Source organism: Oceanobacillus locisalsi, assembly GCF_042675985.1.
Taxonomy (GTDB): domain Bacteria; phylum Bacillota; class Bacilli; order Bacillales; family Amphibacillaceae; genus Oceanobacillus; species Oceanobacillus locisalsi.
Genome location: NZ_JBHTKK010000010.1, coordinates 42,335 through 63,938 on the forward strand (window position 1 = coordinate 42,335; position 21,604 = coordinate 63,938).

At 39.9% G+C, this 21,604-nt stretch carries 23 protein-coding genes; 14 read left to right on the top strand and 9 right to left on the bottom strand.

Annotated features, from left to right (window positions below):
* Positions 1-250 precede the first annotated feature (250 nt).
* From ACFQ19_RS09715 to hfq, 5 genes are all read left to right on the top strand, one after another.
* Positions 251-823, top strand: a complete 573-nt coding sequence (locus ACFQ19_RS09715) for an outer spore coat protein CotE (RefSeq protein WP_379591883.1) — start codon at positions 251-253, stop codon at positions 821-823.
* A gap of 222 nt (positions 824-1,045) precedes the next feature.
* Positions 1,046-3,661 carry a DNA mismatch repair protein MutS gene (gene mutS, locus ACFQ19_RS09720; protein WP_379591884.1) on the top strand — a complete coding sequence of 872 codons (2,616 nt, stop codon included), beginning with the start codon at positions 1,046-1,048 and terminating at the stop codon, positions 3,659-3,661.
* A 22-nt stretch (positions 3,662-3,683) separates the two neighbouring features.
* The gene (mutL, locus tag ACFQ19_RS09725) at positions 3,684-5,561 is read left to right on the top strand and encodes a DNA mismatch repair endonuclease MutL (RefSeq protein ID WP_379591885.1); all 1,878 of its coding nucleotides are present in this window, start codon (positions 3,684-3,686) and stop codon (positions 5,559-5,561) included.
* 1,183 nt (positions 5,562-6,744) lie between these two features.
* Positions 6,745-7,680, top strand: coding sequence for a tRNA (adenosine(37)-N6)-dimethylallyltransferase MiaA (gene miaA, locus ACFQ19_RS09730; RefSeq protein WP_379591886.1), 936 nt, complete (start codon positions 6,745-6,747; stop codon positions 7,678-7,680).
* A 40-nt stretch (positions 7,681-7,720) separates the two neighbouring features.
* Complete coding sequence (hfq, locus tag ACFQ19_RS09735; RefSeq protein ID WP_080874686.1) at positions 7,721-7,945, top strand: RNA chaperone Hfq; 225 nt, start codon at positions 7,721-7,723, stop codon at positions 7,943-7,945.
* Between the two features lie 119 nt (positions 7,946-8,064).
* On the opposite strand, the gene sigK is transcribed toward hfq, so the two are convergent.
* The 9 genes from sigK to ACFQ19_RS09780 form a co-directional block, all read right to left on the bottom strand.
* A complete protein-coding gene (sigK, locus tag ACFQ19_RS09740) occupies positions 8,065-8,772 on the bottom strand; it encodes an RNA polymerase sporulation sigma factor SigK (RefSeq protein ID WP_379591887.1) in 708 nt (235 codons plus the stop codon).
* A 192-nt stretch (positions 8,773-8,964) separates the two neighbouring features.
* On the bottom strand, positions 8,965-9,321 hold the full coding sequence (gene mnhG / locus ACFQ19_RS09745; RefSeq protein ID WP_379591965.1) for a monovalent cation/H(+) antiporter subunit G: 357 nt from the start codon (positions 9,319-9,321) through the stop codon (positions 8,965-8,967).
* On the bottom strand, positions 9,314-9,592 hold the full coding sequence (locus ACFQ19_RS09750; RefSeq protein WP_379591888.1) for a Na(+)/H(+) antiporter subunit F1: 279 nt from the start codon (positions 9,590-9,592) through the stop codon (positions 9,314-9,316). The genes mnhG and ACFQ19_RS09750 overlap by 8 nt, the downstream gene beginning before the upstream one ends.
* Positions 9,592-10,068: a Na+/H+ antiporter subunit E gene (locus ACFQ19_RS09755; RefSeq protein ID WP_379591889.1), complete on the bottom strand. Its 477-nt coding sequence runs from the start codon at positions 10,066-10,068 to the stop codon at positions 9,592-9,594. The genes ACFQ19_RS09750 and ACFQ19_RS09755 overlap by 1 nt, the downstream gene beginning before the upstream one ends.
* A 5-nt stretch (positions 10,069-10,073) precedes the next feature.
* Positions 10,074-11,558 carry a Na+/H+ antiporter subunit D gene (locus ACFQ19_RS09760; RefSeq protein ID WP_379591890.1) on the bottom strand — a complete coding sequence of 495 codons (1,485 nt, stop codon included), beginning with the start codon at positions 11,556-11,558 and terminating at the stop codon, positions 10,074-10,076.
* Positions 11,551-11,889 (bottom strand): Na(+)/H(+) antiporter subunit C, encoded by a 339-nt coding sequence (locus ACFQ19_RS09765; protein ID WP_379591891.1) that lies wholly within the window; start codon positions 11,887-11,889, stop codon positions 11,551-11,553. The genes ACFQ19_RS09760 and ACFQ19_RS09765 overlap by 8 nt, the downstream gene beginning before the upstream one ends.
* A complete protein-coding gene (locus ACFQ19_RS09770; protein ID WP_379591892.1) occupies positions 11,889-12,320 on the bottom strand; it encodes a Na(+)/H(+) antiporter subunit B in 432 nt (143 codons plus the stop codon). The genes ACFQ19_RS09765 and ACFQ19_RS09770 overlap by 1 nt, the downstream gene beginning before the upstream one ends.
* A complete protein-coding gene (locus tag ACFQ19_RS09775; protein ID WP_379591893.1) occupies positions 12,317-14,737 on the bottom strand; it encodes a Na+/H+ antiporter subunit A in 2,421 nt (806 codons plus the stop codon). Before ACFQ19_RS09775 ends, ACFQ19_RS09770 begins: the two co-directional genes overlap by 4 nt.
* A gap of 338 nt (positions 14,738-15,075) precedes the next feature.
* Entirely contained in the window at positions 15,076-15,216 is a 141-nt protein-coding gene (locus ACFQ19_RS09780) for a sporulation histidine kinase inhibitor Sda (RefSeq protein WP_040980271.1), read from the bottom strand.
* A 468-nt stretch (positions 15,217-15,684) separates the two neighbouring features.
* Here ACFQ19_RS09780 and ACFQ19_RS09785 point away from each other — a divergent pair, with 468 nt between their 5' ends.
* The 9 genes from ACFQ19_RS09785 (at position 15,685) to ACFQ19_RS09825 (ending at position 21,591) form a co-directional block, all read left to right on the top strand.
* Positions 15,685-16,200, top strand: coding sequence for a YqeG family HAD IIIA-type phosphatase (locus ACFQ19_RS09785; RefSeq protein ID WP_379591894.1), 516 nt, complete (start codon positions 15,685-15,687; stop codon positions 16,198-16,200).
* Positions 16,201-16,202: 2 nt separating this feature from the next.
* Positions 16,203-17,312: a ribosome biogenesis GTPase YqeH gene (gene yqeH, locus ACFQ19_RS09790; RefSeq protein WP_379591895.1), complete on the top strand. Its 1,110-nt coding sequence runs from the start codon at positions 16,203-16,205 to the stop codon at positions 17,310-17,312.
* 57 nt (positions 17,313-17,369) lie between these two features.
* The gene (gene aroE / locus ACFQ19_RS09795) at positions 17,370-18,200 is read left to right on the top strand and encodes a shikimate dehydrogenase (protein WP_379591896.1); all 831 of its coding nucleotides are present in this window, start codon (positions 17,370-17,372) and stop codon (positions 18,198-18,200) included.
* 1 nt (position 18,201) lies between these two features.
* A complete protein-coding gene (gene yhbY, locus ACFQ19_RS09800; RefSeq protein WP_379591897.1) occupies positions 18,202-18,495 on the top strand; it encodes a ribosome assembly RNA-binding protein YhbY in 294 nt (97 codons plus the stop codon).
* A 120-nt stretch (positions 18,496-18,615) separates the two neighbouring features.
* Positions 18,616-19,197, top strand: a complete 582-nt coding sequence (locus tag ACFQ19_RS09805; protein WP_379591898.1) for a nicotinate-nucleotide adenylyltransferase — start codon at positions 18,616-18,618, stop codon at positions 19,195-19,197.
* Positions 19,172-19,756, top strand: a complete 585-nt coding sequence (gene yqeK, locus ACFQ19_RS09810) for a bis(5'-nucleosyl)-tetraphosphatase (symmetrical) YqeK (RefSeq protein ID WP_379591899.1) — start codon at positions 19,172-19,174, stop codon at positions 19,754-19,756. Before ACFQ19_RS09805 ends, yqeK begins: the two co-directional genes overlap by 26 nt.
* On the top strand, positions 19,749-20,105 hold the full coding sequence (gene rsfS, locus ACFQ19_RS09815; RefSeq protein WP_379591900.1) for a ribosome silencing factor: 357 nt from the start codon (positions 19,749-19,751) through the stop codon (positions 20,103-20,105). Before yqeK ends, rsfS begins: the two co-directional genes overlap by 8 nt.
* Before the next feature lie 5 nt (positions 20,106-20,110).
* A complete protein-coding gene (locus tag ACFQ19_RS09820; RefSeq protein ID WP_379591901.1) occupies positions 20,111-20,857 on the top strand; it encodes a class I SAM-dependent DNA methyltransferase in 747 nt (248 codons plus the stop codon).
* 107 nt (positions 20,858-20,964) lie between these two features.
* The gene (locus ACFQ19_RS09825; RefSeq protein ID WP_379591902.1) at positions 20,965-21,591 is read left to right on the top strand and encodes a helix-hairpin-helix domain-containing protein; all 627 of its coding nucleotides are present in this window, start codon (positions 20,965-20,967) and stop codon (positions 21,589-21,591) included.
* The last annotated feature ends 13 nt before the right edge of the window (positions 21,592-21,604 follow it).

Here is a 21,604-nt window from a genome sequence, read left to right on the forward strand (position 1 = left end):
TGTCATAAAGTAGATAGATGAAAAGCCGGATAGTAAGCTGTCCGGCTTTTCATTATCCTGGGAAATAAACTTTTATATTCTTCCTCCTTTTACAGTGTGGAAATGTCCGCTGTCAGCCCATTTTTTGAAATTAAAACCCTTTCTGCTATTCTTCAAAAGGTGTCTTTTCTTTTTTCTTGGCAATAGTTATGCACTTTAGGTATTTGCCGTGCATAAAATGACTATGAAAAAAGAGGAGGTAAAGTATATCATGACTTTTCTTGATAAAGAATATAGAGAAATCATTACGAAAGCAGTATGCGGTAAAGGCAGAAAATTTACAAAAGATACCCATACCATAACTCCAGGCCATCGTCCGACAAGTATTCTTGGGTGCTGGGTGATTAACCATTTATACCACGCAAAGAAGAAGTCTGAGGATACTGTCATTATCAGTGGCAGTTATGATATTAATGTATGGTATTCTTACAACGATAATACGAAGACAGAGGTTATTACAGAAAGGGTGGAATATACTGATGTCGTCCCTTTATCTGTAAAAGACGATAATTGCATTAATGACGAATATGATATTATCGCCAAAGTACTGCAGCAGCCGAATTGCTTAGAGTGTATGATTGCAGATAAGGGCAAAAGTATTTCCGTTGATATTGAGCGTGAATTCGTGGTTCAAATCATCGGAGAAACAAAAATTTGTGTAAAAGTGAAACCGAATTGGCACAGCGACGATGAGGAAGATGATTTTATCTGGGACTATGAAATGACAGACGATGAGGCAGAAGATATCAAACCGGACTTTATCCATCACAATCACAAAGATTAACAGGAGGCGAGGGTAGTTAATACTCTCGTTTTCTTTTACACTTCAAGAAATGATAAAACGAAACATTCCCGCCTGTTCGCGAATGTTTCGTTTTTTTGCGAACAGGATAGGACAAGGATACTTCAGAATATGCTATAATGGAATTCCATTTATATGAGATGCTATTTAAAAAGTACGTGAACAGATAAATCGATTATTTTAGCAAGCTGGAGGAAATGATTCATGAGTAAATTAACACCAATGATGCAGCAATACATAGAGATAAAATCGCAATACAAGGATGCTTTTTTATTTTACAGACTCGGAGATTTTTATGAGCTGTTTTATGATGATGCCACAAAAGCGGCCGGAGAATTGGAAATTACTTTAACCAAACGTGCCGGCGGGGATGATCCTATCCCGATGTGTGGCGTACCTTATCATTCTGCAGAAAATTATATCAAAGTATTAATCGATAAAGGATACAAGGTCGCGATTTGTGAACAAGTGGAAGATCCGAAGACAGCCAAAGGCGTGGTTAAACGGGAAGTTGTTCAAATGATTACGCCGGGAACCGTAATGGAAAGTAATATGCTTGTCGAAGGAGAAAATAATTATATCGGCAGCTTATCCCATTTTGAGGATGGCTCGTTTGTGATTGTATACAATGATTTGTCCACCGGAGAGAACCGGCTCGCTTTAATGGAAGATGGCTGGGACAGTGTGATTCATGAATTTTATCATCAGCCGGTAAAGGAAATCGTCATTTCACCCAGTCTTCCCGAAGACATGCAAACACAGCTTCAGGAGCGATTGCAGGTTACGGTGTCCTATCAGGATGAAGTCAATTTTAATGCAGAATTTCGTGATCTGAGCGATAACTTAAATGATGAACGTCTGATGGAAGCCTTCAGCAGGTTATTAAATTATATTCAGCGTACACAAAAACGCTCCCTGGATCACCTGCAGCCGGCAGAAGTAATTGAATTAAAACAATATATGACTTTGGATATGTATTCCAAACGTAATTTAGAACTGACAGAGACAATTATGAAAAAATCCAAGCACGGCAGTCTGCTGTGGGTGCTTGATAAGACGGTAACAGCGATGGGAGCAAGAATGCTGAAAAAATGGCTGGAGCGCCCGTTATTGAATCAAGTTACCATTAATCGCCGTCTTGAGGTTGTCGGGACTTTTCTGGATGCTTTTATGGAGCGCGAAAATATCCGGGAAAATTTAAAATCTGTCTATGATTTAGAGCGTTTATCCGGAAGAATTGCTTTTGGGAATGTGAACGCGAGAGACCTTATCCAATTAAAACGTTCCCTGCAGAAAATCCCTGAAATCAAAGAAGCACTTGGGGAACTGCGCACGCCTGAAGTTGACAATTTGGCAGATGCTTTAATTTATCCGGAAGATACGGTGAATCTTCTGGAACAAAGCTTGGTAGAAGACCCTCCGCTTTCTGTCAAAGAAGGCGCCTTAATCAAAGAAGGTTATCACGAAGAATTGGATAAGTACCGTGATGCTTCTAAGAACGGCAAACAATGGATTGCTTCGTTAGAGCAGAAAGAGCGGGAACAAACCGGAATTAAATCCCTTAAAATAGGGTATAACCGTGTATTTGGTTATTATATTGAGGTGACAAGGCCGAACCTGCATTTATTACATGATGATCGTTATGAACGCAAACAAACCCTTACCAATGCCGAACGTTTTATTACGCCGGAGCTGAAAGAAAAAGAAACGCTTATTTTAGAAGCGGATGAAAAAAGTGTAGAATTGGAATACGATTTATTTATTGAAATCAGAGAGCAGATCAAGCAGGATATTCCAGTCATTCAGCAACTTGCACAAGTTATCAGTGAAATCGATGTGCTGCAGGGATTTGCAACAGTCAGTGAAGAGAATAATTATAAACGTCCGACGTTTGAAAAAGGTGTTTTCGCTGTGGAAAACGGCCGGCATCCGGTGGTTGAACAGGTGATGAAAAGCGGCACTTTTGTACCCAATGATGTCCAACTGAATAATCAAAATCAGATGCTGCTGATTACAGGTCCGAATATGTCCGGTAAGAGTACGTATATGCGTCAAGTAGCGCTGATTGCGATTATGGGGCAGACAGGCTGCTTTATTCCGGCAGAATCAGGGGTGCTTCCTGTTTTCGATCAGATTTTTACAAGAATCGGCGCAGCGGATGATTTGGTATCTGGACAGAGTACCTTTATGGTAGAGATGCTGGAAGCAAGACATGCCCTCCGGAATGCAACAGCGGACAGTCTGATTTTATTGGATGAAATTGGACGTGGAACCAGTACGTATGACGGGATGGCTTTAGCTCAGGCAATTGTTGAGTATATTCATCATCATATTCATGCTAAGACGCTATTTTCTACGCATTATCATGAACTGACAGCGTTGGAAAGTACCTTAGAGCATTTACAAAATATTCATGTCCGTGCAGAAGAACATGAAGGAAATGTTGTTTTCCTTCACCAGATTAAAGAAGGAGCTGCAGATCAGAGTTACGGTATTCATGTAGCTAAATTAGCAGATTTACCTGATGAATTAATCAGCCGTGCTTCTGTTATTCTCGAAGGCTTTGAAAACAACGGAATAAAAGAGGGACCGGAAGAAGAGGAACAGAAAGAAACAGCAGCAGAAACGACGGAACCGGAAGAAGCACAATCCGATCAATTATCCTTTTTTGTGGAAGAGAACAATACACCGAGTAAACCAGCGAAGTTAAATAACAAAGAGAACAAAGCATTAGAAGAGCTCCAAAACTTAAATATACTGGAAATGAACCCGTTAGAGGCTATGAATGAATTATATCGCCTGCAGAAGAAATTAAAGTAACACGGAAGAGGAAGGTGATAGCATGCCAATTGAGCAAATGCCGGACAGCCTGGCAAATAAAATTGCAGCCGGGGAAGTTGTGGAACGCCCGGCTTCGGTTGTCAAAGAAATCATGGAAAACAGTATTGATGCGGGCGCCACTTGGATACGAATCGATGTACATGAAGCCGGATTATCTGAAATGCGCATTGTTGATAACGGATCTGGTATTGCGGCAGAAGAGGTGGAAAAGGCCTTTTTGCCACATGCAACCAGTAAAATTAGTACCGAGACGGATCTTTTCCATGTAAAAACACTCGGATTCCGTGGGGAGGCTTTGGCAAGTATCGCATCGGTAAGCAAGCTTTCTGTTCAAACATCACAAGGAGACTCGGCAGGAGCGGCATTGGAATTGGAAGGCGGGGAAATTGTCAAAAGAGGTAAAAGTGATGCCCGTCAAGGGACGGAAATTGTTGTTCGTGATCTATTTTATAATACGCCTGCACGGCTAAAATATATGAAAAGCCTGCATACGGAACTTGGGCATATATCTGATGTGTTAAACCGGATGGCACTAGCTCATCCGGAAATTCGGATCGAAGCAACGCATAATGGGAAAGGGCTGTTAAAAACCTCTGGAAATAACGATATGCTGCAAGTCATTTCACAAGTGTACGGGATGAGTGTTGCTAGACAAATGTCGCCCGTAGAGTACAAAACGGTGGACTTTACCATTACTGGATATGTAGCAAAACCGGAAGTAACAAGGGCTTCCAGAAACTATATGTCAACGATTATTAATGGCAGGTTCATTCGTAATGTTGTATTAAATAAAGCGATTATCGAAGGCTATCATACTTTGCTGCCAATTGGCCGGTCTCCTATTGTTATTCTTTCTATTGAGATGGATTCCATTCTTGTTGATGTGAATGTGCATCCTGCTAAACTGGAGGCTCGTTTCAGCAAAGAGAAAGAATTGTATGAAGCAGTCAAAGATATGATTCAAAACCATTTCCGGAAGATGACACTGATTCCAGAGGTCACAAAAAAACCGGAACCAAAAGAAAAATCAGAACAGCATGCGTTTCAGTTTGAGACGAATCCAGCCCCTTCATTTCAGGAGAAAACAGAAGAAGTAAATCAAACAGAAACGGTTATCAAGGAAAATAACGCATCGCAAAATGAAATACCTGCCTTTCTTCGTGACGAGAGCAAGGCTGTAGAAGCTGACACAACGCAACAGGATATAACAGTCGAACAAGAAGAAAAAACCTCTGAGAAGCTTTTAAATGAATCTTCCTTTCCCCCTCGGGAGGAAGAATATCCGGAAAAGCAGTCCCGTGTGCCAATGATGTATCCGATTGGCCAGCTGCAGGGAACGTATATTATGGCGCAAAACGAGAATGGCTTGTATATGATCGATCAGCATGCGGCGCAAGAACGGGTTAAATATGAATTTTTTAAACAAAAACTCGGCAAACCAATCAATGAATCACAAGAACTTTTAATCCCGATGACTTTTGACTTCTCCAAAAAAGAGGCCATCTTTATTGAAGAAGCAAAAGAAACATTAGAAAAAGCAGGTTTATTCTTTGAACCATTTGGTAATCAGACTTATGTGATACGTTCTCATCCTACTTGGTTTCCTGCCGGTCTGGAAGAAGAGATTATCCGGGAAATGGTCGATCAGTTTATCCGGGAGTCTACGGTGAATGTGGAAAAGATACGGGAAGAAGCAGCGACATTAATGTCCTGTAAACGGTCGATCAAAGCTAATCATTATTTAACGAACGAGGAAATGTTCCAGCTGCTGGAAGATTTACGCAATACCACAGATCCTTTTACTTGTCCGCACGGAAGACCGATTATTGTGCATTTCTCCACCTATGAACTGGAGAAGATGTTTAAGCGTATTATGTAAGATGAAAATCGTTTCTTCATCAAAATTTATGAGTGACTTTACTTTCGCACTTTAAAAGTAACTACCCTCCCATAGGAACAGGGGCGAATTGTTTCTTCCGTATATCTGTTGAGAGAGGTGAGAAGGTAGAGTGTCATGCGACCGCTGCGGCGTACTGTTTTGCTTTCCTAGGGTGCTGGTCCCTCGTCCAGCTACAAGCGTCAAAAACTAGACAACTTCCCGAGAGCGCCCTACGATAAAGAAGACTTAGCGATTGGCAAGCCGGCAGGCGCAGACAGAGCTAAAGTCGCACTTATGCCCCGCGGGTGAAAAGAAGACTTAGCGATTGGCAAGCCGGCAGGCGCAGACAGAGCTAAAGTCGCACTTATGCCCCGCGGGTGAAAAGAAGACTTAGCGATTGGCAAGCCAATAGGCGTAGACAGAGCTAAAGTCGCACTTTCATCGACTAAGAACGGTCACGTCCTGTGACCAACGTCGATACTAGGACGTCGTGTCCGTCGTGCCCCGCGGGTGAAAGTCATCATCCGTTCGTAAACTCACGGTGATTCCTTTATCTCATAAGTGATGGAAGTTCGACCAAGGTCGAACCACCCCCAAAGATCGGGGGCGCAGTTGTTACGTTTTTAAACGACGCTTTCCGCTTTCCTTTCAGGAGTCAAAACGGTCCGCCTCCGCTAGTGGGATGTTCTATACATGAAATAGTTGAACAACTAAAATCATTTAACTTCATTAGGATGTTATTTCTTCCAAGCGCTGTAGCATCCTATCAGAGCGCAGGCCAACCACGTAGACTCCTAAGGGAACAGGGCGAGCTGAAGATCCACTTGAAAAGCGGTTTTCTTTTCAAGTTAGCTGAAGCCGTCCCCTTGGAAAGCGGAGTGGTTGGCCGGAGCGGTGGCTATACAGCCTATCCTGTTCAAAAATAAAAGAATGATTGAAATCATGTTCATCCTGGTACAGCAAGGTTTTTATGTTTATGCTCAGGTGCGAAAGTCGAGTGAGTGACAAATGGCTATATTTTTATTAGTAGCAACTGCTGCGGAAAAACACTACGCTTTTCCATAGGAGTCTCCGTGTTTTTTCTCCGCTAACTAGATTCATTAGCTTGTTTATAGAACAATACTAACTATGGATGTTGATATTGAATCTGAAAAAAATAAGGAAAAAGTTGAGGAACAAGTGCATGAAGAAAAAAGTTATTTCTATTGTAGGGCCGACAGCTGTCGGAAAGACGTCGTTAGGAATTGCTGCTGCTAAACAGTTTCAAGGAGAAATTATCAGCGGTGATTCCACCCAAGTATATGTTGGAATGGATATTGGAACAGCAAAGGTAACGGAAGAAGAAACAAAAGGTATCCCGCATCATATGATTGATATCATGGAGCCGGATCAACCATTCTCGGCAGCTGATTTTCAAGCGCATGTAAAATATCATATTGAAGCTATTCACGGACGGGGCAATCTCCCCATTATCGTCGGCGGGAGCGGATTGTATATACAATCTGTACTGTTCGATTATCATTTTTCCGACCAGCGCCGTGATGAAGAAGTTACGAAAAGATTATTTCAAGAGATAGAAGAAGAAGGTCCGGGAAAATTATATGAACGTTTGAAAAAAGTTGACCCGGAACAAGCCGAAAAAGTTCATCCCCACAATCACAGACGTCTGGTACGTGCATTGGAAGTTTATGAACTGACCGGCATGACAATGACAGCGTATCAGCAAGCGCAGCAGAAAGAATCTCCATATGACCCGTTTATTATCGGATTGGATATGGAACGTTCTATATTGTATAATCGAATTAACCAGCGTGTGGATCAGATGATAGAAGCTGGTTTGATCGAAGAAGTGGCATCTCTAATCGAAAAAGGTTATAAAAATTGCCAAGCTATGCACGCCATTGGTTATAAAGAGATAGCAGCCTATCTCGACCATCGCTTATCTCTGGAAGATGCAGTTCATGCTGTGAAGCAAAATTCACGCAAATATGCGAAAAGACAGCTGACATGGTTCCGGAATAAATTGGATGTGCATTGGTACCAGCTTACAAGAGAAGAAAGTTCGCAGCAAATGGAATTAATTTTAAAAGATTTAGCAGGATTTTTACAGAACAAATAGAATAAAAGAAGTATAGATAGAAAAGAGGAGGAAATTATTTATGGCCCAATCCGTTAATATTCAAGATCAATACTTAAATCAATTGCGAAAAAATCATGTTTTTGTCACGGTGTTTTTAACCAATGGTTTTCAGTTGCGCGGAGTATTAAAAGCGTTTGATAATTTTACCGTATTATTGGAAACAGACGGGAAACAGCAACTTATCTTCAAACACGCTATTTCTACATTTTCGCCATCTAAAAATGTGGAGATTGAAAAAGAATAAAGAGGGCACGAGAGAGAAGCGTCGATTAGCTTCTCTCTTTTTTCGTATATGTATCTTTGTACAAAAAATGCTTCAAGTGACTGTTAACCACTTGAAGCATTTTGAAATGTACGAACAGGTTAATGGGATGGATGCTCATTTCGGTAATACTCATGAAACACCTTCATCAAGGCGCGTTTTTCAATACGTGATACATAACTTCTGGAGATATTCAGCTTTTTCGCAATTTCCCGCTGCGTCATTTCCTCTTGATCGTTTAATCCATAACGGTACACAATTACTTCCCGTTCCCGGCTGTCTAGGATGGAAAAATACTGTTCAATCTTGGAAATTTCCATATTTAATTGGATATATTCAATGACATTTTCATTTTCCGCTTCTAAGATATCGATTAAGCTGATTTCATTACCCTCTTTATCTTGCCCGATCGGATCATGCAGAGAAACATCTTTCTTGACTTTCTTGAGAGCTCTTAAGTGCATCAGTATTTCATTCTCAACACAGCGCGCTGCATAGGTGGCCAGTTTTGTTCCTTTGCCGGTAGAAAAACTTTCTACCCCTTTGATTAAACCAATCGTCCCGATAGAAATTAAATCTTCCATATCTTCCCCAGTATTTTCAAATTTCTTCACCAGATGAGCTACAAGCCGGAGATTATGTTCAATCAGTTTGTTTCTGGCATCTTCATCTCCTTCCTGCATCAATTGGATGTATTTTGCTTCTTCTTTAGGGGATAGTGGCTGGGGGAAAGATTGGTTCTTGACATAAGAGACAAAAAATAAAGCTTCTTTAATAAAGAGTCCAAGTGCAGATAAAACAATGGACAAATCCCGTCACCTCCAAGAGTAAGCAACTTAAAACTTTCTAGGTAATTGCCTATAGCTTCATCTTATGTGCGAAAGGTTAAAAACGTGTCTGTCCAAGGAAAATACAACTGCGGAGAATCATCATCCGAAACTTCATCCCAAATAAAAAACGCAAGTTTCCCTTTCGGATGGAAACCTGCGTTTTTGTGTCTGTTATTTCGATTGATTATCTCTTTCACGAGTTTGGTACATGTCTTTCAGGTCATTGGTTACTGTGCTTTTATCGAATTTCACGCCGTTGCGGTAGGCTGACCTTGTAATCATTAAACTGGCTACTGGAGCTGTCAGGAATAAAAACAGGATAGCCAGCAATACTTTTGCATTGATAACACCTTGTGATAAAAAGTGAATAAATACAGCGACCATAATAAAAATAACACCTAAGGTAGCACTCTTACCCGAAGCGTGCGCACGACTGTATACATCTTTTAACCTGACAATACCAATCGCACTTACTACTGCGAAAAACACGCCGATAATAACGAAGATAGTTACAAGTACATCAATCATCACGTTCAATGACAACACCTCTTTCCAGGAACTTGGAGAGAGCCAATGTCCCGACAAAACCTAATATAGACAGTACGAGAACAATGTCAGAGAATACAGAGGTGTCTTGCAGAATCATCAAGACGCCGATAAAACCGACAAGCAAAACACCAATCGCATCCAATGCCAGTATTCTGTCCTGTGTAGAAGGGCCGATAATAACTCGGATAAATAATAGAATCAGAGCGAGGGAGAGTGCAGTTAATGCTACAATCAAAATCGTATCAAACATTATTTCGTCACCTCCATAATCGCTTTTTCAAAAGAGTCGTGGATCCCCTTAACCATTGCCTCTTTATCCGGAACATCCAAAGAATGCACGTAGATGGTCCTGCTGTCGTCTGAAAAATCCATGGATATGGTTCCGGGAGTTAATGTAATTAACGCTGCCAGAATCGAAATCTCAAGATCCGAATCCAGACGAGTTTCTACAGCAATGATTCCGGGCTGATGATCTTGTTTTGGTTTCAACACAACTTTTACAACTTCAATGTTGGCTTTAATTAATTCAACTATAAATAAATTAATTAATTTTATAAGTGCCCAGATTCTTTTTAAATAAAAATCAAACTTAAGGAACCGGCGTATAATGACTAAAATCAAAATTCCGATCACATAACCGTAAATAAAATTGATTAATGTATACTCATTTTGTAAAAACATCCAGAGTATCGCGAGCAAAACATTAATTAATATTTGAAAAGGCATAGCAACTACTCCTTCAGTACAGATTCAATATAATTTGCAGGATCCATTATATCTTCTGCCACTTCCATCGAATATGTGAAAATCGGTTCTGCTGCAAAACCTAAAATAATAGTAAGTGCAACGAGCGGCAAGATTGGCAGTAATAATTTTCCTGCTGGGATTTTTGCTTGTTCTTCTGTATGCTTCTGCTTGCCCCAGAAGGCATAGCTGAATATTTTCATCATCGAAAATAGCGTCAGTAACCCTACTAACAGAGCTACACCGGAAATAACATACTGCTGTTCCTCGAAACCGGATAAAATGATAGGAAATTTACTGAAGAATCCGCTCAATGGAGGGATTCCCGCTAAAGAAATAGCCGTGATAAAGAACAGCCATGCCACCCATGGATGTGTTCCGATTAAACCGCCCATTTTCTTTAAATCGGTTGTTCCAGTAATTTTTTGTGTGACACCAGCAAATAAGAATAGGGCTGTTTTGACAATCATATGGTGCGCAATATAATAAATAGCGCCAGCAACGGCCAGTGGTGTAAAAATCCCCAGTCCCATCACCATATAGCCGACCTGGCTGATAATGTGATAAGAGAGTATCCGTTTGAAATCAAATTGCGATACAGCTCCGAGTACGCCCAAGAGCATCGTAAAACCGGCAATGGTAGTGATAAGCCCTTTATGCGTAAAAGTGACATCATGGTTAAAAATAACCGTGAAGGTGCGGATAATCGCATAAATACCTACTTTTGTCAACAAACCGCCGAAAAGAGCTGCTATAACAGCAGGCGGGCCGTAATACGATCTTGGAAGCCAAAAGTACAACGGGAATAGAGCCCCTTTTGATGCAAATACAATAAATAGCATCACAGCTACAATATTGAGTGCCCCTGTCTGGTCTAATTCAGCAACACGCTCGCCGATATGCGCCATATTCATTGTTCCGGTAATGGAATAAATCCATGCGATTCCGACAATAAAGAGGGCGGATGCAAAAATATTGATAATCACATATTTAAAAGACTCTCTTAATTGATAGCCTGTACCGCCATGAACAATTAATCCATAAGAGGCGATTAACATGACCTCAAAAAATACGAACAGGTTAAATAAATCACCTGTTAAAAAGGAACCATTTACCCCAATCATTAAAAACAGGTACAGGGGATAGAAAAATTGTTTTTCACGGTCCCTGGCTATCGTTTGGAATCCAAAGAATAAACATGCAGTTCCGACTAAGGTAGACAGAAGCAGCATTAATGTGGATAGTAAATCAGCCACAAAAACAATTCCAAATGGAGCTTCCCAGTCACCAAGTTCTAAAACAAGCGTTCCATGCTGGTATACATATATGGCTAAGTAAACAGAAAGTGCCAGTAACCCGAGCATTGTGATTCCGCTTATGACACGCTGCACCCCGTGTCGTTTGTATAATAGTATAAGTATAGCGCCGATTATAAAAGGTATAATAATCGGCAGAATAATTACATTACTCATCAGCAGAACCCCTTAATTCTTCTAAATCATCTGTTTTATGCACTTTATAAGTGCGATAAGACATTACTAACAGCAAAGCAGTTACTGCAAAGCTGATAACAATTGCCGTGAGTACCAGTGCCTGTGGCAGCGGGTCAGCATATGCTTCTGCATCGAAACTTAAAATAGGAGCAGCGCCGCGCTGCAGTCCAGACATAGTTAATAGTAAAAGATGCACGGCATGAGACAGCAATAGTGTTGCAACAACAACGCGGAGCAAGTTTTTAGACATAAATAAATAGATCGTAACACTAAAAACAATCCCTATAACAATTGACATTAAAAGTTCCATTATTTATCATCCTCCGCAATCGTTAAAATAATTGCCAGCGCACTGGCCAATACAACAAGGTAAATACCTACGTCAAAAGGAAGTGCCGTGGTCAATTCCACTTCTCCCAAAATAGGGAATGTAAAATAATCGAAGAATTGCTTGAGGTATGGAAAACCAAAAACCATCGAAACAACACCTGTTAAGCTGGCCAAAAGCAATCCAATCCCGATTATTTTAATATAGTCAAATCGAATGACCTTCTTAATTGATTTTAAATCAAAGGAAAGGTACAAAATTAGAATGGCGGTTGCCGTCATCAAACCGCCGATAAAGCCTCCGCCAGGGCTGTTATGCCCTGCCAGCAGCAAATAAATGGAGAAGGAGAGGACAATCATAATAATTAACCTGGCAAACGTCTGCAGCATTACATCATTAGGTTTTTTCATCATACATCCTCATCTCCTTTAAAACGTAATCGGATCAAACTGATCACAGTTAGTACAGCAAGAGCGACAACAAGCACTTCCAGCATCGTATCTAAGCCACGGAAGTCTACTAGGATAACATTGACAATATTGTAACCGCCCGCTTCGTCCTTAGCATTTTCTGTAAAGTAATCGGAAATAGATGAATAGTTTGCTTCCTGACCCAACGAAAATGCGGATAAGGAACCAAGTGTAATCATCAATCCGAATCCGATAGAAATAATTAATTTAACAGCTTTCCATTTTGGAGGTGTTTTCACCTTTTTCAGTTTCGGCAAGTGATAAAACACAAGCATAAACAGAATAACGGATACCGATTCAATCAATAGCTGGGTCAATGCTAAATCTGGAGCTCTGAATAGAACAAATAGTAAAGCTACGATAAAGCCGCTGACACCAGTCGCTACAATCACTCCTACCCGATTATTAATGAACGGGATAACAATGACTGAGCAGACAAATACCACAACCACACACCATACATAAACTGGAACAGGTGATAAATCAAGTGATTGAATAGCCGGTAAGCTATAACGGTACATGGTATAAGCCATGATGAAAATAATAAATGCACCCATATAAATAAAGTAGTCTCTTAATCGGCCGGTCATTTGCATACGAGTTAATATTTGTGAGCCTTTAATTAATCCATTATACCCGTTGTCATAAGCAGCGTTGACCAAATCTTTTTCGCCGCGGTAGAACGCAGTATTTTCCCATTTTTTGAAGGTCATAAACAAGATGACACCTAAAATAACAATGCCGATAGTCATCCAAAGTTCCGGCGCCAAAAAGCCGTGCCAATGGGTAATATGCACATCGAAAACTTCTCCTGGAGAAATAATTCCCGGAGCAATGGCTGCCATAGCCGGTTCGATAATGGAGTAGGCCAGCAGATTAGGGAAAAGTCCAAATACGATAACCAATACAGCCAATATAATTGGGCTGATCAGCATACCAGCAGGTGCTTCATGTACATGATCGACTTTCAGCTTGCTGCCGTCGAATTTCCCCATAAATGTTTTGGAAAACATAAGAATACAGTAAAGAAAAGTAAATACACTGGCAATCCAAGCAATAATCGGAATGATAAATCCGATTGTTTCCAAGTTGAAAATGCCGTATTCCGTTACATTCAGCATACCAGTAAGGAACATTTCCTTACTTAAGAATCCGTTAAGCGGAGGCAAACCTGCCATGGATGCAAGGCCAATCAGTGAAATCGTTGCTGTCACAGGCATAATTGTCATTAATCCGCCTAAGTTACGAATATCCCTTGTACCTGTTTCATGATCCACAATTCCAGCCGCCATAAAGAGGCTTCCTTTAAAAGTAGCATGGTTAATTAAATGGAATACCGCAGCAAGAATAGCGGTCATGTATAATGCATTATCTCCATCCTGGAAATAAAATGCAGCAGAACCTGCTCCGAGTAAACTCATAATTAAGCCAAGCTGACTGATGGTAGAATATGCCAGAATGCCTTTTAGATCCTTTTGGCGTACCGCAAAGATAGACCCCCAGGTTAAGGTGATTAATCCTGCTCCGGTGATAATCCAAAACCACTCCGGAGTGCCGCCGAAAACACCTGTTAATCTAGCAACCAGATAAATCCCCGCTTTAACCATGGTTGCAGAGTGAAGGTAAGCACTGACTGGAGTCGGTGCTTCCATCGCATCCGGCAACCAGATATGAAATGGAAATTGGGCGGATTTGGTAAAAGCCCCTAACAAGACCAGAATCATTGCCGGAATAAATAAGCCGCTGGTCATAATCATATCTGCATTTGCAATAAGCTCCCTGATACTGAATGTGTCCGCAATAATGTAAAGTAAAGAAAAACCGGCAAGCATGGATAATCCGCCAAAAACGGTGATATACATTGATTTTTGAGCACCATAAATCGATTTTTCTCTTGTATACCAATAACTGATCAATAAAGAAGAAGCGATACTTGTTACTTCCCAGAAAACATAGATAACAATCAAGTTGTCGGAAAGAACGACTCCTAACATAGCACCCATAAACATTAAAAGATAAACATAAAAATTATTCAGTTTCTCTTTACGTTTTGACAAATAATAAATGGAATACAGAACAACGAGTGCTCCGATTCCTGTAATCAATAAGGCGAAGATAAGACTCAGTCCGTCTACATATACATCAAAATTGATGCCGAGTGAAGGCACCCAGTGTAATGTATTTAAAATGGCTTCGCCAGATGATGTACTGGGTATAAAGGATAAGAAATAAATGAATAGAATCAAAGGCAGAATGAAAACAAACCAGCCAGTATGTATTCTTTTGAAATACTTATACAAGAATGGAATAAGTATGGCTGCGATAAATGGCGATAATACAGCCCAATGTAATAATGTCAACAGTAATTTCCTCCTTTTATGGTAATTACGAATTCCTTTTTTAGTAACTTATATTAGAAATAAGGATGAGATTTAGCTTTTACAGAATGCTTAAAGGTTATTCGGTGCTTAATAAAGGGGGAATACCATGCTTTTCTTTATTTCTTCTCCATCTCTTTACGATTTTTACACAAAATCAGAGCGCTATAAATGATTATAACCTATTCGGAAGTTGGTTGCATACTAAAATAACGAAGCCTGCAGCAGTTAAAAGTTTATATTTTAAATAGGAAGAAACGAGGGGAAAAGCACAAAAAAAACTTCAATGTTTCCATTGAAGTTTTATCGGTAGGACAAAATTATACAGATTCTTTGATTTTATGAGTCAGAGATCTTTTATGGATTTCTTCCTCAAACAAAGAAAGAAAATCAGGACTTAAATTTAAGGCTATTGCCGTATAATATGATTCAAGTAATAGTTCGTCCGATAATGTTTCCACAATACAACCTCCTCAATCGTCAGCAATTCTTCTAAGTTAATAATAATTTAACACGTGTATCTTGTGTTCACAAGCTTCAACTTATCTACATATAGTTGTACATAAGTTGTGTATAAAAAGGTGGGTAACCTCGCTTGATATTGTTATTGGTACATTTTCATGTTGATAAAGTTATCCACAAAAACGAATAATATCGGAATTTGTCGAACGATTTTTATGGATTATAAGCATATTTAGAGAATAGCTGGTATCATTTCATGGATTAAAAGAATAGAGCGGAGTGCAATGTCAATTGGTTATACTCGTTTCTATAGAGATAATAATTCTTTGAAAAGCTAGTCAGCTGTAGCAGGATTAGGTATAATGTGTTGTAGCGTGGAGTTACCATACCTAATCGACGTGAAATGAAGGAAGGAACTTTACATAAAAAGAATACTATTAATTAATTGGAAATCTTGAGGTGTATGTATGTTTTCTAAATTTTGGCCGGATGAGCAAATTGATCAAATTTTTGACTTAAAACCTGAAAAATTAAAAGAACAGGGAATAAAAGGTATTATTACGGACTTGGATAATACGCTGGTTGCATGGGATGTAAAAGATGCAACACCTGATGTAATTGCATGGTTTAAAATAATGGAAGAAAATGATATAAAAGTGACCATCATATCAAATAATAATCAAGAACGTGTTACTGTTTTTTCAGAACCACTCGGAACACCGTTTGTATTCAGTGCCAAGAAACCTTTAAGCAGAGCTTTTAAAACAGTAGCAAAAGAGATGGATTTGAATAAAGAAGAGATTTTAGTTGTCGGTGATCAGCTGCTGACAGATGTGCTAGGCGGTAATATAGCCGGTTTTTACACTGTTCTGGTTGTTCCAGTAGTGCAGACAGACGATAAAAAAACAAAATTTAATCGTCTGGTTGAGCGAAAAATTTTAAAAAGAATGCCGGTCAAAGATAACCGTCGTAAGGAGGAATAAGGTTGGAGCAATATATTTGCCAAGGATGTGGAGCTGTTATTCAAACAGAGCATCCCAATGAACCAGGATATGCACCTAAAAGTGCATTAGAAAAAGAGGTTATTTTATGTAAAAGATGTTTCCGTTTGAAGCATTATAATGAAATTCAAGATGTATCCCTGACGGATGGAGACTTTTTAAAAATGGTCAGTTCCATTCGTGACAGAGATGGTTTAATTGTACATCTTATTGATGTTTTTGATGTGGAAGGAACTTTATTAAGTAATTTGCCGCGAATTACAGGGGATAATCCAATTATTTTAATAGGAAATAAACTGGATTTATTGCCAAAATCAACAAATGAGAATAAATTGAAACAATGGCTGCGTCATGAAGCAAGTCAGCTGGGCATTAAAATCAAAGATGTCATTTTAATTTCTTCAGTGAAAGGAAAAGGGATGGACGAGCTGAAGCAGAAAATAGAATTACATCGGGCCAATAAGGATGTCTTTATTGTCGGTGTAACCAATGTTGGTAAATCAACGTTTATCAATCACTTAATTCAAGAGACGACTGGAGAAGAAAATGCTATAACAACATCCTATTTTCCAGGAACAACGTTAGGTTTTATCGAAATACCGTTGGATGAGGAGTCAGCTTTGGTAGATACACCCGGTATTATGAATAAACAACAGATGGCTCACTATGTTTCGGAAAAGGAATTAAAAATGATTACACCGAAAAAAGAAGTAAAGGCTCGGGTGTATCAATTAAATGAACAGCAAACATTGTTTATTGGCGGATTGGTGCGCCTTGATTTTATTAAAGGAGAGAAACAGTCCTTTATCTGCTATTTCTCAAATGATTTGACTATCCACCGGACAAAATTGGAGAATGCGGACGCATTGTATGAGAAACACGCCGGAGAGCTGCTGTCTCCACCATATGAAGACCAGGTGGATCAATTTCCGCCGTTGGTGGCGCACAGCTTTAAAGTAGAGGAAGGTAAAGTGGATATTGTCTTTCCTGGACTGGGATGGATCAGTGTGCAAGGAGATGGTGCTACAGTGGCTGCCCATAGTCCAAAAGGAGTTGCGGTAACAACAAGAAAATCTATTTTATCAGGCCATTAAGAAGGCTGCTATTTTAGACAAGTACGTATTTACTATGGAGAGACGGGAGGCATTTTGTTGCATTTAACATTGAAATTAATCGGTTATCCAATCAAACATTCTTTATCACCTTGGATTCACCATACTTTTATAGAGCGCTCTGGTATAGAAGGGTCCTATTCGCTGCATGAGATACCAAGTGAGGAAGTCTTTGAAGAAGAGATCAACAAGCTGAGAGAGGCAAAAGTTAACGGTTTTAATATTACAGTTCCTTATAAACAGACCATTATACCTTATCTGGACAGAATGGATGTTACTGCAGAGCGGGTCGGAGCAGTGAATACCGTGTCTCTGGAAGGAGATAAATGGGTTGGGTATAACACAGATGGCATCGGTTATGTACAGGCCTTACGTGACAAGTTTCCTGATATGGATCGCAATATCGACGTTTCTATTTTAATACTCGGTGCAGGCGGTGCTGCACGAGGTATTTTTCATGGTCTCATTCAGGCAGGCTATAATGATTTGACGCTTGCTAATCGCACGAAAACAAAATGCGAAGATATTGTCAAAGGATATCAAGCTTCTGTTATTACCCTGGAAGAAGCGGAGGAAAATTTGGCGGCATATGATGTCATTATTCAAACAACTTCGGTGGGGATGAATGAGGCAAAACAAATTGTAGACCTCGCGAATTTACGGAAAGACACTATTGTAAGTGATATTGTTTATCAGCCGCTGGATACACCATTTTTAAATCAGGCAAAAGAAAAAGGCGGGCGCACACATTACGGGCATTTGATGCTGCTTTATCAAGCGCAGAAAGCCTTTGAAATTTGGACAGGTCAACCTATAGATGTTACGGGAATGGACGAAGAAATGATAGCAAGAATTAAAGGAGATAAATAAAATGTTAACAAATAAACAAAAGCAATTTTTACGCAGTGAATCTCATCAAATTAAGCCGATATTTCAGGTTGGCAAGGACGGCGTAAATGAAAATATGGTAACACAAATTAGTGAAGCATTAGAAAAAAGGGAATTAATCAAGGTAAGTATTTTGCAAAATTGTTTGGAAGATAAACATGTTGTAGCTGAGCAAATATCTTCTGGAACCGATGCGGAAGTGGTTCAGGTTATCGGCAGCACAATTATTTTATACCGCGAATCAGAAGATCATAAAGAAATCAAACTACCACAATAAAGAGCATTCCAAAGGTTTCCATGTTTTCGACGAAGTGCGGACGAGAGATTTTGTATAATTCCCCCGCCAAAAACATCGGAAGCTTTTGTACATGTATTTATTATTGCAGAAGGTGAGTATTTGAAAAAGATTGGAATTCTGGGGGGGACATTTAATCCTCCCCATATAGGTCATTTATGGATTGCCGAAGAAGTTAGAATCAGAAAGCAATTAGATGAGATTTGGTTTATTCCCACAAGCACACCACCTCATAAAGAGACAGAAGTTCTTGATGCAGCACATCGGCTGGAAATGCTGCGTTTAGCCATTCAGGATAATCCGCATTTTCAAGTCAATGCTTTAGAACTGGAAAGAGAAGGGAAATCGTACACCTACGATACCGTAAAGGAATTAACAATGAACTACGCTGAAGTTGATTTCAGTTTTATTATCGGCGGTGATATGGTAGCGTATTTGCCCAAATGGAACCGGATAGATGAATTAATGAATATGATTCATTTTATCGGCGTGTCGAGACCGGGATACCGATTAGAAACGCCGTATTCTGTTGAATGTTTGGAAATACACCCGCTGGACATTTCCTCTACCTTTATAAGAACGCGGCTGGAAGAAGGGGAGAAAGTCCGCTATTTGCTTCCTGATGATGTGATGAATTATATTAAGGAGAATCGGATTTATGGATATAGAGAATCTCAAAGTTGATTTGAAAGAAAGGCTGACTGGGGGAAGGTATGAACATACATTGCGAGTGACAGATACAGCAATAAAGCTTGCTGAAAACTTTGGTGAATCAGTGGAAAATGCAAAAATAGCTGCTTTACTTCATGATTACTGTAAATGTGATCCTTTAGAAGATATGAAGCAAACCATTGAGTCAGACAGCAATTTGCCAGATTCACTGCTTTCCTTTCATCACGAATTATGGCATGGTCCAGTTGCGTCGGTTCGGATTGAAGAAAAATATGGCGTTACCAATCAAGCCGTCAAAGATGCTATTTTCTTTCATACAACGGGAAGAGCAAATATGACAAAGCTGGATAAAATTATCTTTCTTGCTGATTATACAGAGCCGGGCAGAAACTTTCCTGGAGTAGATGAAGTAAGGGCTACAGCTGAAACAGATTTAACAAAGGCATGCTATCAGGCGGCAAGAAATACAGTTCGTTTCTTAATGGAAAAGAATAACACCGTATACCCTGACAGCTTTCATGCTTATAATGATTTAAACCAACAAGTTTTTGGAGGAATAGAAAATGGATAATAAAGCATTAATTCAAGCAGTTGCAGAAGCCTGCGATGATAAAAGAGCAGAAAATATTGTGGCATTAGATATGCATGACGTATCGCTCGTTTCAGATTATTTTATCATTTGCCACGGAAGTAATGAACGGCAGGTGCAAGCAATTGCCCGTGCAATCAAAGAAACAGCTGAAGAAAATGGAAACGACGTAAAGAGACTGGAAGGCTTTGAAGAAGCACGCTGGGTTCTTGTTGATATTGGCGATATTGTTTGCCACGTTTTCCATATAGATGAAAGATACTATTACAATTTAGAAAAACTTTGGGGCGATGCCGATCGTGTTGCGCTGAATGTGGCGCAAGAAGGGTAATGAAAATGGCATACCATAAAATGGCTGACGTTTATGATGCGCTGATGGATCATGTTCCTTACGATGATTGGATGGTGATGATTCAGCACATCATAGCGCAGGCAGAAAAGCCGGTTCAATCGATTATAGATATAGGTTGCGGCACAGGTGTTATCACAAGGAAACTGGCAGCGGGCGGCTACACTATGACAGGAGCAGATCAGTCCGGGGACATGCTGAGACAAGCTCAAAAAGATGCAACTGCTGCTAATAGCATAAACTGGCTGGAAGCGGATATTACACAATCAGTTGATTGGGAACAGCACTATGATATGGCAATTAGCTGTTGTGATGTTATGAATTATATAACGGATGTTTCCGAAGTGGAAAAAGCGTTTGATAATATTTATCACGCTTTAAAAACAGATGGGATATTTTTCTTCGATGTGCATTCCATGCATACCGTGGAAGATATCTATATCGGCCAGACATTCGCTGATGTAATGGAAGAAGCGGCATATATTTGGGAATGCATCCCCGGGGATGAAACAGGAGAAATGTATCATCAGCTCACCTTTTTCCAGCAGGAACAAGGAAACCATTTTACCCGTTTTCAAGAAACACATCATCAACGTACATTCCCTGCAGCGACATATCAATCTATTTTAAAAAAAATTGGATTCAAAAAAATCCATATTTACGCTGATTTTTCATTAGAAAAAGGTATTTGGGATGAACAATCGGAAAGAATTTTCTTTTTAGCTGAAAAATAAACGTGTAAAAGTTCATTTTGAGCTGTTTTTTTGAAAAAAGGAGATTACCTTTCTTTGTCGAAATAATATTATGGAATACTATTTTGACAAAGAAGGAGGTAATATCGTTGTATTGGCTGAAGAGAAATAAATTTCTTTTGCTTGGCATGGTTGCTGTTATTGTATTTGTAATTTTTCTCAGTAAGGAAGACACCTCTGATCCGCTGTCTGCCTCATTAATATCTCCTGAACCGGACGAACCGGCAGAAACTCCGCTTGTTGAAGAAGCCGTGGAAGACCAGCCTCAACCTCAGCCGCAAACGCAAACTGCATTGGTCGATGTCAAAGGAGAAGTAACAGACCCGGGAGTATATGAAATGGAAGAAGGCGATCGTGTCCAGGACATGGTGGAACGGGCCGGCGGCTTTACCGGAGACGCGGACGTTGCGCAAGTAAACTTAGCTCAAGCCGTCCAGGATGAAATGGTTATCGTCGTACCTACTGCCGGGCAGGAAGAAGAGACCACAGATAATAATGCCGAAGAAGGGCAGACGGGAGACGGAAAGGTAAACATTAATACCGCTTCCAGTGAGGAAATGACCCAATTGCCCGGTATTGGTCCTGCTAAAGCGGAAGCAATTATTGCTCATCGTGAAGAGCATGGACAGTTTCAAAAGGCAGATGATTTACTAGAGATTTCCGGTATCGGTGAAAAAACGCTGGAGACGCTTATTGAGCACATCCAAGTGCCGTAGAAAAATAGAGAAG

Coding starts and splice junctions, on each gene's coding strand:
- ACFQ19_RS09785 (WP_379591894.1), top strand. CDS start 15,685: ATGTTTTCTAAATTTTGGCCGGATGAGCAAATTGATCAAATTTTTGAC.
- ACFQ19_RS09755 (WP_379591889.1), bottom strand. CDS start 10,068: ATGCCTTTTCAAATATTAATTAATGTTTTGCTCGCGATACTCTGGATG.
- ACFQ19_RS09765 (WP_379591891.1), bottom strand. CDS start 11,889: ATGGAACTTTTAATGTCAATTGTTATAGGGATTGTTTTTAGTGTTACG.
- ACFQ19_RS09760 (WP_379591890.1), bottom strand. CDS start 11,558: ATGAGTAATGTAATTATTCTGCCGATTATTATACCTTTTATAATCGGC.
- ACFQ19_RS09770 (WP_379591892.1), bottom strand. CDS start 12,320: ATGATGAAAAAACCTAATGATGTAATGCTGCAGACGTTTGCCAGGTTA.
- ACFQ19_RS09820 (WP_379591901.1), top strand. CDS start 20,111: ATGGCATACCATAAAATGGCTGACGTTTATGATGCGCTGATGGATCAT.
- miaA (WP_379591886.1), top strand. CDS start 6,745: ATGAAGAAAAAAGTTATTTCTATTGTAGGGCCGACAGCTGTCGGAAAG.
- mutL (WP_379591885.1), top strand. CDS start 3,684: ATGCCAATTGAGCAAATGCCGGACAGCCTGGCAAATAAAATTGCAGCC.
- ACFQ19_RS09750 (WP_379591888.1), bottom strand. CDS start 9,592: ATGTTTGATACGATTTTGATTGTAGCATTAACTGCACTCTCCCTCGCT.
- yhbY (WP_379591897.1), top strand. CDS start 18,202: ATGTTAACAAATAAACAAAAGCAATTTTTACGCAGTGAATCTCATCAA.
- mutS (WP_379591884.1), top strand. CDS start 1,046: ATGAGTAAATTAACACCAATGATGCAGCAATACATAGAGATAAAATCG.
- rsfS (WP_379591900.1), top strand. CDS start 19,749: ATGGATAATAAAGCATTAATTCAAGCAGTTGCAGAAGCCTGCGATGAT.
- yqeK (WP_379591899.1), top strand. CDS start 19,172: ATGGATATAGAGAATCTCAAAGTTGATTTGAAAGAAAGGCTGACTGGG.
- mnhG (WP_379591965.1), bottom strand. CDS start 9,321: ATGATTGATGTACTTGTAACTATCTTCGTTATTATCGGCGTGTTTTTC.
- ACFQ19_RS09715 (WP_379591883.1), top strand. CDS start 251: ATGACTTTTCTTGATAAAGAATATAGAGAAATCATTACGAAAGCAGTA.
- hfq (WP_080874686.1), top strand. CDS start 7,721: ATGGCCCAATCCGTTAATATTCAAGATCAATACTTAAATCAATTGCGA.